Here is a 14820-nt window from a genome sequence, read left to right on the forward strand (position 1 = left end):
ACGCCTTCGGCATGGACCTGACCTTCGGCGCGGCCCGCGGCGAGGGGGCGACGACGTTTCGGTTCTGGGCGCCCGCCCATCAGGAGGTGCGGCTCGAGATCCGCGACGGCGAGACGATCGCGATGGAGCGCTCCGACGACGGCTGGTTCGCGGCGACGCTGCCCGCGCCCGCCGGCGCTCGCTACCGGTTCGCGCTTCCCGACGGGCTGACCGTGCCCGACCCCGCCTCCCGCTTCCAGGACGGCGACATCCATGGCTGGAGCGTCGTGGTCGACTCCAGGTCCTATCGCTGGCGCACGGCCGGATGGACGGGCCGGCCCTGGCACGAGGCCGTGGTCTACGAGCTCCACGTCGGCGCCTTCGGCGGCTTCAAGGGCGTGGCGGAGGCGCTGCCTCGCCTGGCTGAGCTTGGGATCACCGCCGTTCAGCTGATGCCGATCAACGACGTTCCCGGCGCCCGCAACTGGGGCTACGACGGCGTGCTGCCCTACGCTCCCGACGAGGCCTTCGGGACGCCCGAGGATCTCAAAGCGCTCATCGACCGGGCGCACGAGCTCGGCCTGATGATGATGCTGGACGTGGTCTACAACCACTTCGGGCCGGACGGGAACTACATCGGCTCCTACGCTCCGACCTTCTTCCGCGAGGACCTGCACACGCCGTGGGGCGGAGCGATCGACTTCCGGCTGCCGGAGGTGCGGGCGTTTTTCACCGAGAACGCACTGTACTGGCTGATGGAGTACCGCTTCGACGGCCTGCGCTTCGACGCGGTGCACGCGATCTCCGAAAGCGACTGGATCGACGAGATGGCGGCGACGGTTCACGCGACGGTCGAGCCGGGACGCCATGTCCATCTCGTGCTGGAGAATGAGCACAACGAGCAGAGCCACCTCGCCGGCGACGTCGATGCGCAGTGGAACGACGATTTCCACCACGTCATCCATGTGCTCCTCACGGGCGAGCGCGAGGGCTACTACGAGGACTACGCCGAGGACACCGCGGGCAAGCTCGCACGCACCCTATCCGAAGGCTTCGTCTACCAAGGTGAGCCGTCCCCCCATCTCGACGGCAAGCGCCGCGGGACCCCGAGCGGCCACTTGGCCCCGACCTCCTTCGTAAGCTTCCTCCAGAATCACGACCAGATCGGCAACCGCGCCTTCGGCGACCGGCTGTCGACGCTCGCGCCGGCCAAGGGCGTCGAAGCGGCCACCGCTGCGCTGCTGCTGATCCCGCACGTGCCGATGATTTTCATGGGCGAGGAGGTCGCAAGCGAGACGCCGTTCCTGTTCTTCACCGACCATCAGGGCGAACTGGCCGATGCGGTGCGCGAAGGCCGCCGGAAGGAGTTCTCGAAGTTCGCCGCCTTCGCCGGCGCCGAGGTGCCGGACCCGAACGCTGCGAAGACCTTCGAGGACTCGATCCCGCAGCCGCATCCGGAGCGCGCCGAGGCGCGCTCAGCGCTGTTCAAAACGCTTCTGACGCTGCGGGCCGCCGAGATCGCGCCGCGCATTCCCGGCGCGCGCTCCGAGGGCGCCGAGGCCGTCGGCCCAAAGGCCGCCGTCGCCCGCTGGACGCTCGGCGACGGCGCGAAGCTGACGCTCGCGCTCAATCTCGACGACAAGGCGACGAAGATCGCGGGCCTGGCCGGCCCGTTGCTGTTCGAGAGCGACGTCGGGGCGTCCGACTCCGTCCGCGCCGGCGAACTGCCAGCCTTCACGACCATAGCCCTGCTGGAGACCCCCGCGTGAGCGCTGACGACGACGTTCGCGACCTCGCCGAACGGGCGGGCTTCTCGGTCAAGTGGACCGATCAGTCCGGCAAGGCCCAGACGGTGCGGCCCGATACGCTGCGGCGGCTCTTGAACGCGATCGGCCTGCCGGCGGAGTCCGAGGGCGACGTCCGCGCCTCCCGCGAGACGCTCGACTCCCTCGCGCGCGCGCCTTCGGACTTCGTGACGGCGCGGATTGGCGAACCCTTCGCCGTCGACGCCCGGCCGATGAGCCCGGCCCTCTTCGTCCGCGAGGACGGCGAGCGCTTCGACGTGTCGCTCGGGGTGGGCGACGACGGCCGCGCGCAGATGCGCCCGATCCTCGAGCCCGGCTATCATCGGCTGGAGGTCGGAGACCGCGTGATCACCGTCGCCGTCGCGCCCCGGCGAGGCGTCAGCATCGTCGACGTCGCGGGCGCCCGGCGGATGTGGGGCCTTGCAGCTCAGGTCTACGGCCTGACGCGATCGGGCGACGGCGGCGTCGGCGACATGGGCGGCGTCGCGGCGCTCGCACTGGCCGCCGCGCACTCGGGCGCGGACGCGGTGGCGCTCTCGCCGCTGCACGCCGGCTTTTCCGCTGACCCGCACCATTTCGGGCCCTACTCGCCTTCGAGTCGCCTGTTCCTTAACCCGCTGCACGCCGACCCCGACTTCCTGTTCGGCGAAGAGCGCGTGCGCGAGGCGATCCGCGTCTCCGGCGCCGAGGACGCGCGCGCCGAGGCGGAGCGCGCCGCCCTCATCGACTGGCCCGCCGCCGCGCGCGCCAAGTTGTCCAGCCTGCGGATGCTGTACGACAGCTTCCGGGCTGTCGAGCTTCAAGAGCCCTCGCCGGGGCGCCTCGCCGCCGACTTTGCGGCTTTCCGCGCGGATGGCGGGGCGCTGCTCGAGGAGCACGCGCGGTTCGAGACGCTGCATGGCGCCCGCTTCCGCGCCGACCCCCGGCAATGGAGCTGGCGCAGCTGGCCGGAGCCGCTCAGGGATCCGAACAGCGCCGAGGTCGCCGCCTTCGCCGCGGAGCACGCCGACGAGGTCGGCTTCCACGTGTTCCTCCAGTGGCTCGCGGACCGCTCCTTTGGCGCGGCGCAGAAGCTCGCGCGCGACGCCGGCATGGCGATCGGCCTGATCTCGGACCTCGCGGTCGGCATGGACGCCGGCGGCAGCCACGCCTGGAGCCGGCAGGAGGACGTTCTGGTCGGCCTCTCGGTGGGCTCGCCGCCCGATCTGTTCAACCCGAGCGGCCAGGCCTGGGGTCTCGCGACCTTCTCGCCGATGGCGCTCAAGGCCCGCGCCTACGCGCCGTTCCTGGCGACGCTGCGCGCCTGCATGAAGAACGCGGGCGGCGTCCGCATCGACCATGCGATGGGCCTCGCCCGGCTTTGGATGGTGCCCGAGGGCGCGGGCGCCGGGGAAGGCGCCTACCTCTCCTACCCCGTCGACGACATGCTGCGGCTGATCGCGCTGGAGTCGCTGCGCAACAACGCCGTCGTCGTGGGCGAGGACCTCGGCACCGTGCCCGACGGGTTCCGTGAGCGGCTGGCCGACGCCGGCGTGGCCGGCATGCGCGTCCTCCAGTTCGAGAAGGACGAGGCCCACTTCTTCCCGCCCTACTATTATCCCTCCGACGCGCTCGCGATGACGACCACGCACGACCTGCCGACCATGGCGGGCTGGTGGTCGGGCGCCGATATCGCGCTGCGGGCGGAAATCGCCGGCGAGCAATCCGGGGAGACCGCGGAGAACGACCTCGCCACGCGGGCGCAGGACCGGATCGATCTCTGGCGCGCCTTCACCGAGGCCGGCGCGGCCGACGGCGAGCCGCCGGCGCCCGATCGCCCCGCCCTGGCGGTCGACGCCGCCGTGCGCTTCCTCAGCGAGACGCCGTCGAAGCTTGTGCTGCTGCCGCTTGAAGACGCGCTGGGCGTCACCGACCAGCCGAACCTGCCGGGCACGCTCGACGAACATCCCAATTGGCGTCGACGCCTGCCGGCGCCCGCCCCAGATCTGCTGAACGACGAGGCCGCCGTCGGGCGGCTCCGCAGCCTCAACCGGAGACGCCACACGTGACCGACCCGCAGACGCCCGCCGCTCCGCCCCGCGCGACGATGCGCCTGCAATTCCACAAGGATTTCCCGTTCGAGAAGGCGATTCCGCTCGCGCCCTATCTCCGCAAGCTCGGGATCAGCCATCTCTACTCCTCGCCCATCCTCACGGCGCGCGCGGGCTCGATGCACGGCTACGACGTGGTCGACCCGACGACGGTCAACCCTGAGCTCGGCGGAGAGGACGGACTGCGCGCGCTGGTCGCCGCGCTGCGCGCCGAAGGCCTTGGCCTGATCGTCGACATCGTTCCCAACCACATGGCGGTCGGCAAGGACGACAACGCCTGGTGGCTCGACGTGCTGACCTACGGGCGCGGCAGTCGCTTCGCGCATTTCTTCGACATCGACTGGGAGCCGACGGACCCGGCGCTCAACGGCAAGATCCTGCTGCCGACGCTCGGATCGACCTATGGCGAGACGCTCCGCAACGGCGACCTGCAGATCACCCGCGAAGGCAAGCGCGGCGGACTGGTGGTGCGCTACGCCGATCACATGTTCCCGCTCAGGCCCGAGGACCGCTACGAGATCGAGGCGGCCGGGCTCGAGGCCTACGATCCCTCGACGGAAGAGGGCCTAGCGCGCTTCCACGCCTTGCTCGAGAAGCAGAACTGGCGGCTCGCGCACTGGATGGTGGCGGGCGACGAGATCAACTGGCGCCGCTTCTTCGACGTCAACGAACTTGCGGGCCTGCGCATCGCCGATCCCGCGGTGTTCGACGCCACCCACGAGCTGCTTCTCAACCTTTACGCCGAAGGCCTGATCGACGGTTTCCGTGTCGACCACATTGACGGGCTGATGGATCCCGGCGGCTACGCCCGTCGGCTTCGGGCGCACCTCGACGCCGCCCAGAGCAGCCGTCCCGGCGCTCTCGCGGAGCAGAAGGCCTATCTGGTCGTGGAGAAGATCCTCGGACCGGGCGAGGAGTTGCCCAAAGACTGGGGCGTGGACGGGGCGAGCGGCTACGACTTCATGGACGAGGTCAGCCTGTTGCTCCACGACGCGAGCGGCGAGGAGAAGCTTTCCGCCTTCTGGGCCGAGATCAGCGGCCGTCCCGCGGACTTCCACGCAGAGGAGGAGACCGCGCGCCGCGAAATCCTGGACCGCTCGTTCTCGTCGCAGCTCGATCAGGCGACGGACGCTCTGCACCGGGTTGCGCGGCTCGACTTCGACACCCGCGACACCGCGCGAGCGGCCATCCGGCGCGCCCTCGTGGAGCTGCTGGCGCATTTCCCGGCGTACCGCACCTACGCCAACGCCGCGGAGGGGCGGACGGAGGCGGACAAGCCGATCTTCGAGCGCGCCATGGAGAAGGCGCGGCAATCGATTCTGCCGGCGGACCTGCCCGTGCTGGAGCTTCTCGACGGGTGGCTCGGCGGCAAGCCGGCGGCCGACGACCTTCTGCTGCGCGACAAGGCCATCCGGCGATTCCAGCAGCTTTCGGCGCCTGTGGCCGCGAAGGCGGTCGAAGACACCGCGTTCTACCGCCATGGCAAGCTGCTCTCGCGCACGGACGTCGGCTTCGACGTCGCGACCTTCGCGATCGACGTGCCGACCTTCCATGAAAAGGCCGCCGCCCGCGCCCGCACCTTCCCGAACGCGATGCTCACCGGCGCGACCCACGACCACAAGCGCGGCGAGGATGTGCGCGCGCGGCTCGCGGTGCTGAGCGAGATCCCCGACGAGTGGATCGCCGCCGTGAGGCGCTGGCGCGAAGCGGCCGCGCCGTTGCGTACGGAAACCGCGCCTTCGGCCGGAGACGAGCAGATTCTCTACCAGACGCTGGTCGGAGCCTGGCCGCACGATCTCGACCCCGGCGACGCCGAGGGCTGCCGCACCTTCGCGAACCGTATCGCCGGCTGGCAGGAGAAGGCGCTCCGCGAAGCGAAGCTTGCAACCGACTGGACGACGCCGAACGAAGCCTACGAGACGGCGGCTCGCGAGCTGCTGATGGGGATTCTGACGGGCCCCGACGCCGGGCTGCGCACCGACATCGCAAGCTTCGCGGACCGAATCGGCCCGGCGGGCGCGGCCAACGGTCTCGTCCAAACCCTTCTCAAGCTGACCACGCCGGGCGTGCCAGACACCTACCAGGGCACGGAGTTCTGGGACCTCACGCTCGTCGATCCGGACAACCGCCGCCCGGTGGATTACGACGCGCGGGCGGCCGCTCTCGCCAAGGCGGAAACGGCGGAAGCCGCGGCCGGCCATTGGAGGGACGGGGCGACGAAGCAGGCGTTGATCGCCGCGGTGCTCGGGGAGCGCGCGCGCCGCCCCAACCTCTTCTCAAAGGGCGCCTACGAGCCGCTGCAGGTCGAAGGCCCGCTCGCCGCCGACGTGGTCGCCTTCGCTCGACGGCTGGAGGACGAGTGGGCGATCGTGGTCGCCCTGCGTCACACGGCCAGGCTGCTTGGCGCTGGGGGCCAGTTGGGCCTCACGGCGCAAGATGTCGCAGGCACACGCGTGACCTTGCCGTCACACTTCTCCACGATCGACATGATCGATCGATTGTCAGGACGCCGCATCAACCCGGCCTCGACGTTCGAACTCTCTGATTTTCTACGGCTTCCCGTCGCTTTCCTGGCGCCGTCCTCAACCGGAAGCTAGTCTTAGGGATCGATTTCAATCTCTCAGCTTCGTGGTTCAATTGGCGACCGGCGCAACAAGACGCCGGCGGCCCGGGGGGGCCGCGCCTTGTTTCGCGCGCTTTCGGATGCGAGGGCCCTGCGGAACGTCGCTGATTGGGGTGAAGCGAAATGGACGCCGTCAAGTTCACCATGTCCCGCCAGGAGGCGGATCTGACGATTCAAGCGCTCGACGTCTATGCGACGACGCTGATGTGCGCGCCGCTTGGCCTCGGCATGGATCTGCTGGTCTCGGTCCGCGATCTCCGAGCGAGGCTCGAAGACATCCTTGCGCAGGACGACGCCGTCCGCGACGCCGCGGGCGCACAGGACGGCAACGTGCTGCGCTTCGCGCGCGGCTGAGCCCTAACGCGACGGTTACGCTCAGTTTTTTTGCTGTCTTCGCGATGCAGCAATCGCCATCGCGCGGCGTGCGTGTTTGACTGCGGCTCCCAGCGTCGTCACCGACGCGCCATCTGAGGGAGCCCGATCATGGACGACGTCGCCAGCCCGGCCACGAACGAGATCGCCCGACCGAAGCGCGAGGCTGCGGCCGGCGCGCCCGAAGGCGGCGTGGACGCCGCCAAGCTGCGCAAGGAGATCCTGGCGGAGCTGACCTATTCCGTCGGCCGCTCGCCCGAGACCGCGAGCCCGCGCGACTGGTTCGTGGCGACCGCTTACGCCGTGCGCGACCGAATCGTCGATCGCTGGGTCGTCGACCACGCGTCCAAGGACAAGAAACCCGAGAAGCGGGTGTACTACCTCTCGCTCGAGTTCCTGATCGGGCGGCTGCTGTTCGACGCGCTCAACAACCTCAACCTCACCGAGACCGCGCGCGAGGCGCTAGAAGGTCTGGGCGTCGACCTCGACGTGATCCGCACCGCCGAGCCGGACGCGGCGCTCGGCAACGGCGGCCTCGGCCGTCTCGCCGCCTGCTTCATGGATTCGATGGCCTCGATCGGCGTGCCGGCCTTCGGCTACGGCATCCGCTACGATCACGGCCTGTTCCGCCAGGGCATGCGCGACGGCTGGCAGCAGGAGTATCCGGAAGACTGGCTCTCCTTCGGCAACCCCTGGGAGTTCGCCCATCCGGAGATCGACTATCCCATCGGCTTCGGCGGCTATGTCGAGCAGGTCTACGAGCAGGGCGCGGTGCGCCACGTCTGGCGGCCGGGCGAAGTGGTCGAGGCGGTCGCCTTCGACATCCCCGTCGTGGGCTGGCGCGGCCGCCATGTGAACACGCTGCGGCTGTGGTCGGCGCGCGCGGCCGACCCGCTGAAGCTCGACGCCTTCAACCGCGGCGACTACATCGGCGCGCTCGCCGACCGGGTGCGCGTGGAGTCGATCTCGAAGGTGCTCTACCCCTCCGACGAGACCCCGAACGGCCAGGAGCTCAGGCTGCGGCAGGAGTTCTTCTTCGCCTCGGCCTCGCTGCAGGACCTCATCCGCCGCCATCTGGAGGAGCACGGCGACCTGCGCTCGCTGCCCGACCACGTCGCCATCCAGCTCAACGACACCCATCCCGCGATCGCGGTGCCGGAGCTGATGCGGATCCTGCTCGACCTGCACGGCTTCGAATGGGCGGACGCCTGGAAGGTCACCGTCGCGACCTTCTCCTACACCAACCACACGTTGCTGCCGGAAGCGCTCGAGAGCTGGCCTGTGCCGCTGATCGAGCGGCTGCTGCCGCGGCACATGCAGATCATCTACCTGATCAACGCGCTGGAGCTCGAGGCCGCCAAGAAGAAGCGCGCCGCGGACGACGCGGTTTTGGCCTCTATCTCCCTCATCGACGAGAACAACGGCCGGCGCGTGCGCATGGGCCAGCTGGCCTTCGTCGGCTCGCACAAGATCAACGGCGTCTCGGCGCTGCACACCGAGCTCATGAAGCAGACGGTGTTCCGCGACCTGCACGCGCTGCACCCCACGCGCATCGTCAACAAGACGAACGGCATAACCTTCCGCCGCTGGCTCAGCCAGGCCAACCCGGGACTGACCTCGATCCTGATCGAGGCCATCGGCCCGGAGCTGCTCGACGACCCGAACGAGCTGATGAAGCTCCTGCCGATGGCGGGCGACTCGGCGCTGCAGGAAAAGATCGCGGAGTCGAAGCGCGCCAACAAAGTCGCGCTCGCCAAGATCATCTCCGACCGGCTCGACGTCCACGTCGACCCCGACGCCCTGTTCGACGTCCAGATCAAGCGCATCCACGAGTACAAGCGCCAGCTGCTGAACATCCTGGAAACGGTCGCGATCTACAACGCGATGCGCGCCCAGCCGATGCGGGCTTGGATGCCGCGGGTGAAGATCTTCGCGGGCAAGGCGGCGGCGAGCTATCACCAAGCCAAGCTCACCATCAAGCTTGCGAACGACGTGGCGCGGGTGGTGAACCAGGACCCGACGGTGCGGGGCCTGCTGAAGGTCGCGTTCCTGCCGAACTACAACGTCAGCCTCGCCGAGGCGATCATCCCGGCCGCCGACCTCTCCGAGCAGATCTCGACCGCGGGCATGGAGGCCTCCGGCACCGGCAACATGAAGCTCGCGCTCAACGGCGCGCTCACCATCGGCACGCTCGACGGCGCCAACGTCGAGATCAAGGAGCGGGTCGGCGACGACAACATCTTCATCTTCGGCCTGACCGCCCAGGAGGTGGAGGCTCGCAAGCGGCGCGGCCACGACGCCCACGCGGCGGTGGAGAACTCCGCGGTGCTGCGCGAGGTGCTGGACGCAATCCGCAACGGCGTGTTCTCGCCCGGCGACCCCGCGCGCTACCGCGGCTTTATCGACGGCCTGCTGGAGCACGACACCTTCCTGGTCACCGCGGACTTCGACGCCTACTTCGCCGCGCAACGCAGGGTCTACAAACTCTGGCGCGACCGCGACGCCTGGATGCGTTCCAGCATCGCGAACACGGCCCAGGTGGGCTGGTTCTCGTCCGACCGGACGATAGGTGAATACGCCGAGGACATCTGGAACGTGCGCCCGTCGCTGGGCTGACGCGCGTTCCGGCCTTCCCCCTTTGAACGGCCGCCCGTCGCGCCGCCCCGGCGCGGCGAGGACGGCCGACGCAACGACATACCCGGAGACACGCCCGCCATGCCGCCCAAATCGCCGCTCGGCCCGCCCTACGCTCGCGGAGCCATGGCCTACGTCCTCGCCGGCGGGCGGGGATCGCGGCTGATGGAGCTCACGGACCGGAGGGCTAAGCCCGCGGTCTACTTCGGGGGCAAGACCCGCATCATCGACTTCGCGCTGTCGAACGCGCTGAACTCCGGCATCCGCCGCATCGGCGTCGCCACACAGTACAAAGCGCACAGCCTGATCCGCCACCTGCAGCGGGGGTGGAACTTCTTCCGCACCGAGCGCAACGAAAGCTTCGACGTTCTGCCGGCGAGCCAGCGCGTTTCCGAAGAGGCCTGGTATCTCGGCACGGCGGACGCCGTCTATCAGAACATCGACATCATCGAAGACTACGCCCCGCGGCACATGGTGATCCTTGCGGGCGACCACATCTACAAGATGGACTACGAGCTCATGCTCGCCCAGCACGTCGAGAGCGGCGCCGACGTCACCGTCGGTTGCCTCGAGGTGGCGCGCGCGGAGGCCTCCGGCTTCGGCGTGATGCACGTCGACGCGAGCGACCGCATCGTCGACTTCCTGGAGAAGCCCAGCGACCCGCCGGCGATGCCCGGCAAGCCGGACGTCTCGCTCGCCAGCATGGGCATCTACGTCTTCGACACGCCCTTCCTGTTCGACCTGCTGCGCAAGGACGCCGCCGATCCGAACTCTGCCCACGACTTCGGCAAGGACATCATCCCGCAGATCGTGAAGGGCGGCAAAGCCGTCGCCCACCACTTCGCGCGCTCCTGCGTGCGCTCCGCCACCGAACAGGAGCCCTACTGGCGCGACGTCGGCACGGTGGACGCCTATTTCGAAGCGAACATCGACCTCACCGACTTCGTGCCCGCGCTTGATCTCTACGACCACGACTGGCCGATCTGGACCTTCTCCGAGATCACGCCGCCCGCGAAGTTCATCCACGACAGCGACGAGCGCCGCGGCCGCGCGGTCTCGTCGCTCGTGTCCGGCGGCTGCATCGTCTCGGGCGCCGGGGTGCGGGAGTCGCTGCTGTTCACGGGCGTGCGCGCCAACTCCTTTTCGGAGATCGAGCGCGCGGTGGTGCTGCCCTACGTCGACATCGGACGGCACGCGCGCCTGAAGAACGTCGTCATCGACCGCGGCGTGAAGATCCCGGAGAGGCTCGTGGTGGGCGAGGACCCCGAACTCGACGCCGAGCGCTTCCGCCGCACGAGCAAGGGCGTGTGCCTGATCACGCAGTCGATGATCGACCGGCTGTAGACGTGGGCTTTCGGTATCGCACGTGGGCGGCGGTCCTGATCGGGAGCCTGGCTCTCGGCGGCGCCGCCCGCGCGTTGATCGACCGCGAGCCGCAGGACCGGATCAGCGCGGAGTGGCGCGATCTCGCGGAGCGCTGCATAGCGTCCGTAGAGCGCAGCGCACCGTTTGACGCCTCGGACCTCGAGGCGTTCACGCCTCCGCCCGCCCTGCGAGCGGATATCAAATTTAGGCGTGACCATCAGCGGGCCTGGATCCGAAACGGTAGCCGCTTCGCTGTCGTCGAGACCGACCTCGCCAAGCGCCCGGCGGCGGCGCGGAGCTGCTCGATCGTGCTTGCGACGACGTACGACTCTCTGAACGAGGTCGAGCAGGGCGCGCTGATCCGCACCTTCTTGCTGCTGCGGCGCGACCTGCTGAGTTCGTCGCGCTATGAGACCCCTGATCTGGCGCAGATCCATCCGCTCATCATGCTGTTCGCACGGTCTATCGGTCGGAACGCCAGAAGCTGCCAAACCGTCATCCTGCTGACGTTAGACCCCGAGAATCGCGCGGTCCGCCTTATAATCGGCGAGCGTCAAGACGCCCCCTGCAGGAGGCCCGGCACGGGCGCGCATCTGGATGAGCCAAACCCGGCCCTCCGAGACTCGCTTGCTCGCACTGCAGCCTTCGACTGGATAAAGCCTACGTCGTAGCCACACCTGTCTCGTCGAGTCGCCATGACCGCCGTTCTCGCCGTCGCGTCGGAAGCCTTTCCGCTGATCAAGACCGGCGGGCTCGCCGACGTCGTGGGCGCGCTGCCGGCGGCGCTCGCGCGGCAGGGCGTCGCCGTGCGCACGCTGTTGCCGGGCTATCCCGCCGTTATGGCGGCGCTTCAGGACGGCGAAGCGTTCTTCCGCTTCGATGATCTCTTCGGCGGTCCCGCCGCCTTGATCGCGGGCGAAGCGAAGGGGCTCGACGTCATCGCGATCGACGCGCCGCACCTCTACGCCCGGGCGGGCAACCCTTATGTCGGCCCGGACGGGCGGGACTGGCCCGACAACGCCTTCCGCTTCGCAGCGCTTGGAAAGGTCGCGGCGGAGATCGGACGCGGCGCGGCAGGACTGCCGGCGCCCGACGTCGTGCATCTGCACGACTGGCAGGCGGGACTCGCGCCGGCCTATCTCGCCTACGGCGCTGGGCCGCGGCCGCAGACGGTTGCGACCATCCACAACATCGCCTTCCAGGGCTGGTTCCCGCCCACGCTGCTCAGCGCCCTCGGCCTGCCGGATCACGCGCTGACGATCCACGGCGTGGAGTATTACGGCGGGATCGGCTTCCTGAAGGCCGCACTGAAGTTCGCGAACCGCATCACGACGGTGTCCCCGACCTACGCGGCCGAGATCCTCGAGCCGGACGGCGGCGTCGGGCTGGAGGGATTGCTGCGCGACCGCGCGGCGGACGTCGTCGGGATCCTCAACGGCATCGACGTGGAGGTCTGGAATCCCGAGACCGACGTCGACCTGCCCGCGCCCTTCTCCGCCCGCGACCGCGGCGGCCGCGCCGCGAGCCGCGCCGCGTTGCTGGCGCGCTTCGGCCTGGCGCCGGCCGCCGGGCCGATCTTCGGGGTCATCAGCCGGCTGTCGAGCCAGAAGGGCCTCGACCTGCTGGCCGACGCGATTCCCGCCCTGCTCGATCTCGGCGGGGCGCTTGCGCTGGTGGGTTCCGGCGAACCCGAGCTTGAAGCCCGGTTCCGCGATCTCGCCGACCGGCACGCCGGACGCATCGGCGTCTTCATCGGCTACGACGAGCGCCTCGCCCATCTCGTGCAGGCGGGCTCCGACGCGATCCTGGTGCCGTCGCGGTTCGAGCCTTGCGGCCTGACCCAGCTCTGCGCGCTGCGCTACGGCGCGCTGCCCGTCGTGTCACGCGTGGGCGGCCTCGCCGACACGGTGATCGACGCCAACCCGATGGCGCTGGCGGCGGGCGTCGCGACCGGCGTCCAGTTCAACCCGGTCAACCGGAGCGCGCTGGAGACGGCGCTGCGCCGCACCGCGCAGCTCTACGCAGACGGCCAAGCCTGGGCGCAGTGTCAGGCCAACGCCATGCGCGCCGACGTCTCGTGGGACGCCTCGGCCAAGGCCTATGCGGAGCTTTACGCCTCGCTCGCCCGCTAGGCGCGACTGTGGCGTCCGGGCGACATCGCACTGCGGAATCCACGCGGCGCTCCCAAGGTCGCTCTCCTGCTGACCGCGGGGCGCTCTATTCTTGCGTCTAGTCCGACGGCGCGACCCGCACGCCGCGGTGGCGTCGGGGAACATCATGACGTTGCGTTGGGTTCGCTCTCAGGCCTTTTCGACGCTCGCCGTCTGTCTGGCGGCCGGCGCGCTCGCAGGGTGCGGCGGCGCCGCTGGAACGGGAACGTCCTCCTCCGGCTATGTCGCGGCCGCCATGGCCACGAGCTACCCCGACACGCTGCCCGTGCAGTTTCGCCGGCAGCAGGTGACGGACCCGACAGGCGAGGCCCCCGGCACCATCGTCATCAACACCAGCGACAAGTTCCTCTACCTCGTCGAGCCCGACGGCAAGGCGATGCGCTACGGCGTCGGCGTCGGCCGCGAAGGATTTGGCTGGACGGGCGAGGCCAAGGTCGGCGCGAAGCAGGAGTGGCCGGACTGGGTGCCGCCGGCCGAGATGCTGCAGCGCCGCCCGGACCTGCCGCTGCGCATGGCCGGAGGGCCGGAGAATCCGCTGGGCGCCCGCGCGCTTTATCTCCACCGCGACGGCAAGGACACCCTGTTCCGCATCCACGGCACCAATGAGCCGAAGACCATCGGCCAGGCCATGTCGTCCGGCTGCATCCGCATGGTCAATTTCGACGTCGAGGACCTGTATCAGAGGGTGCCGCTCGGCGCGAAGGTCGTGGTGCGGTAGGTCTCGACGTTCAAGCAAGCCTGCCGGCGTCCCGGGCCTTGAGCCGGGACCCGCGCGCCGGACCTCCAGCGGAAACGGACTGGCTTTAGCGCGCCAGCGCCTGACGCACGACGGCGACCACGTCGAGGTGCGCCGGCAGGTCGGTGTTGGTGTGGTGCCAAGCGCCCGGCGCGACGATGCCGGCCGGACCGCCGGGCCGCGAGTTGAGCCGGCCGAACCAGTCCCATTCGCCCATGACGTCGACCACGTTCTGAAACGCCGGCGGCAGGGCGACGCGCGCGCTGATCGTGACGACCTTGGCGGAGGCGGCGAGCCGCCGAAGACGCGCTTCGTCCTTGCGGCGCAGCGCGTTCAGCGCCTCCGAGATCACCAGATTGCCCTTGGAATGCCCGACCAGCAGGTCGAAGGCGATGTCCTTCCGCTCGAGGAGGGCGAGCACGGTCTGGGTGTCGAGGCTTCGGCGGATGAGCACGTCCTCGCCCCCGGCGCCGCCGGGCTCACGCGCGGGCGCCGGGCGGCTCGCGGCGTCGAACGCTTCGAACATGCCCCGCAGGCCGCTGAGGCCGCCGAACCAGAAGAAGCCGCCAAAAGCCTCCGTCGCGAGATCCGCGAGCCCATAGCCCGAGACCACCGCCGCGACCGGCGCGCCGACCGCCGCCGCGACGTTGCGGGCGAAGGCGGCGGAGCCCAGCGCGCAGCTTCCGACGCCCGCCACCGTCAGCGTGGTGACGCCCTTGCCTCCTGACCGGATGAAATGCTCGGGCCCCGGACACAGCGTGATGTCGCCGGCGCCGGGCGGCGGCACGATCAGGATCGCGCCCTCGCCGGCGAGCCCGGGACTGATCGCCTGCGCCTCGGCTTCGCTCACGACCTTGATGTCGTAGAACAGCGCGTCGAGCACCGCGTTGCGCTGTTGGACCCCTTCCAGAATGGCGGTCCGCACCGGCGCGGCGCCCGCGCGCTCGGGGAGCGACGCGGCGCGCGCCAGTTGCGCCGCGTGCAGGATGTCGGTCGTGATCTTCACGGCGGCCCCGGGGGTGGCGTCTGTATCGCAGTGCAGCAT

General features: G+C 69.6%; 10 protein-coding genes. 9 read left to right on the top strand and 1 reads right to left on the bottom strand.

The window, feature by feature from the left end:
* The first annotated feature begins 11 nt into the window (after positions 1 to 11).
* The 9 genes from treZ to METY_RS07250 all read left to right on the top strand — a co-directional run bounded on the left by treZ (position 12) and on the right by METY_RS07250 (position 13757).
* Complete coding sequence (gene treZ, locus METY_RS07210) at positions 12 to 1748, top strand: malto-oligosyltrehalose trehalohydrolase (RefSeq protein ID WP_103120908.1); 1737 nt, start codon at positions 12 to 14, stop codon at positions 1746 to 1748.
* Entirely contained in the window at positions 1745 to 3832 is a 2088-nt protein-coding gene (malQ, locus tag METY_RS07215) for a 4-alpha-glucanotransferase (RefSeq protein WP_103120719.1), read from the top strand. Before treZ ends, malQ begins: the two co-directional genes overlap by 4 nt.
* A complete protein-coding gene (gene treY / locus METY_RS07220) occupies positions 3829 to 6471 on the top strand; it encodes a malto-oligosyltrehalose synthase (protein ID WP_103120720.1) in 2643 nt (880 codons plus the stop codon). Before malQ ends, treY begins: the two co-directional genes overlap by 4 nt.
* 149 nt (positions 6472 to 6620) lie before the next feature.
* A complete protein-coding gene (locus tag METY_RS07225; protein ID WP_103120721.1) occupies positions 6621 to 6851 on the top strand; it encodes a hypothetical protein in 231 nt (76 codons plus the stop codon).
* A 129-nt stretch (positions 6852 to 6980) separates the two neighbouring features.
* Positions 6981 to 9485 carry a glycogen/starch/alpha-glucan phosphorylase gene (locus METY_RS07230; RefSeq protein ID WP_103120722.1) on the top strand — a complete coding sequence of 835 codons (2505 nt, stop codon included), beginning with the start codon at positions 6981 to 6983 and terminating at the stop codon, positions 9483 to 9485.
* Positions 9486 to 9584: 99 nt separating this feature from the next.
* Positions 9585 to 10847 (top strand): glucose-1-phosphate adenylyltransferase, encoded by a 1263-nt coding sequence (gene glgC / locus METY_RS07235; RefSeq protein ID WP_103120723.1) that lies wholly within the window; start codon positions 9585 to 9587, stop codon positions 10845 to 10847.
* A 2-nt stretch (positions 10848 to 10849) separates the two neighbouring features.
* Positions 10850 to 11539: a hypothetical protein gene (locus METY_RS07240; protein ID WP_103120724.1), complete on the top strand. Its 690-nt coding sequence runs from the start codon at positions 10850 to 10852 to the stop codon at positions 11537 to 11539.
* A 24-nt stretch (positions 11540 to 11563) separates the two neighbouring features.
* Positions 11564 to 13000, top strand: a complete 1437-nt coding sequence (glgA, locus tag METY_RS07245) for a glycogen synthase GlgA (protein WP_103120725.1) — start codon at positions 11564 to 11566, stop codon at positions 12998 to 13000.
* 145 nt (positions 13001 to 13145) lie between these two features.
* On the top strand, positions 13146 to 13757 hold the full coding sequence (locus METY_RS07250) for a L,D-transpeptidase (RefSeq protein WP_103120909.1): 612 nt from the start codon (positions 13146 to 13148) through the stop codon (positions 13755 to 13757).
* An 85-nt stretch (positions 13758 to 13842) separates the two neighbouring features.
* Here the strand turns inward: METY_RS07250 and METY_RS07255 are convergent, their stop codons facing one another.
* The gene (locus METY_RS07255) at positions 13843 to 14820 is read right to left on the bottom strand and encodes a hypothetical protein (protein ID WP_244593559.1); all 978 of its coding nucleotides are present in this window, start codon (positions 14818 to 14820) and stop codon (positions 13843 to 13845) included.

This window comes from Methylopila sp. Yamaguchi, from assembly GCF_002897035.1.
Lineage (GTDB): Bacteria > Pseudomonadota > Alphaproteobacteria > Rhizobiales > Methylopilaceae > Methylopila.

What these genes read in the sequence shown, in the direction of transcription:
- treZ (WP_103120908.1), top strand. Translation starts at nt 12, where the DNA reads ATGGACCTGACCTTCGGCGCGGCCCGCGGCGAGGGGGCGACGACGTTT.
- METY_RS07225 (WP_103120721.1), top strand. Translation starts at nt 6,621, where the DNA reads ATGGACGCCGTCAAGTTCACCATGTCCCGCCAGGAGGCGGATCTGACG.
- METY_RS07230 (WP_103120722.1), top strand. Translation starts at nt 6,981, where the DNA reads ATGGACGACGTCGCCAGCCCGGCCACGAACGAGATCGCCCGACCGAAG.
- glgC (WP_103120723.1), top strand. Translation starts at nt 9,585, where the DNA reads ATGCCGCCCAAATCGCCGCTCGGCCCGCCCTACGCTCGCGGAGCCATG.
- glgA (WP_103120725.1), top strand. Translation starts at nt 11,564, where the DNA reads ATGACCGCCGTTCTCGCCGTCGCGTCGGAAGCCTTTCCGCTGATCAAG.
- METY_RS07250 (WP_103120909.1), top strand. Translation starts at nt 13,146, where the DNA reads ATGACGTTGCGTTGGGTTCGCTCTCAGGCCTTTTCGACGCTCGCCGTC.
- METY_RS07255 (WP_244593559.1), bottom strand. Translation starts at nt 14,820, where the DNA reads ATGCTGCACTGCGATACAGACGCCACCCCCGGGGCCGCCGTGAAGATC.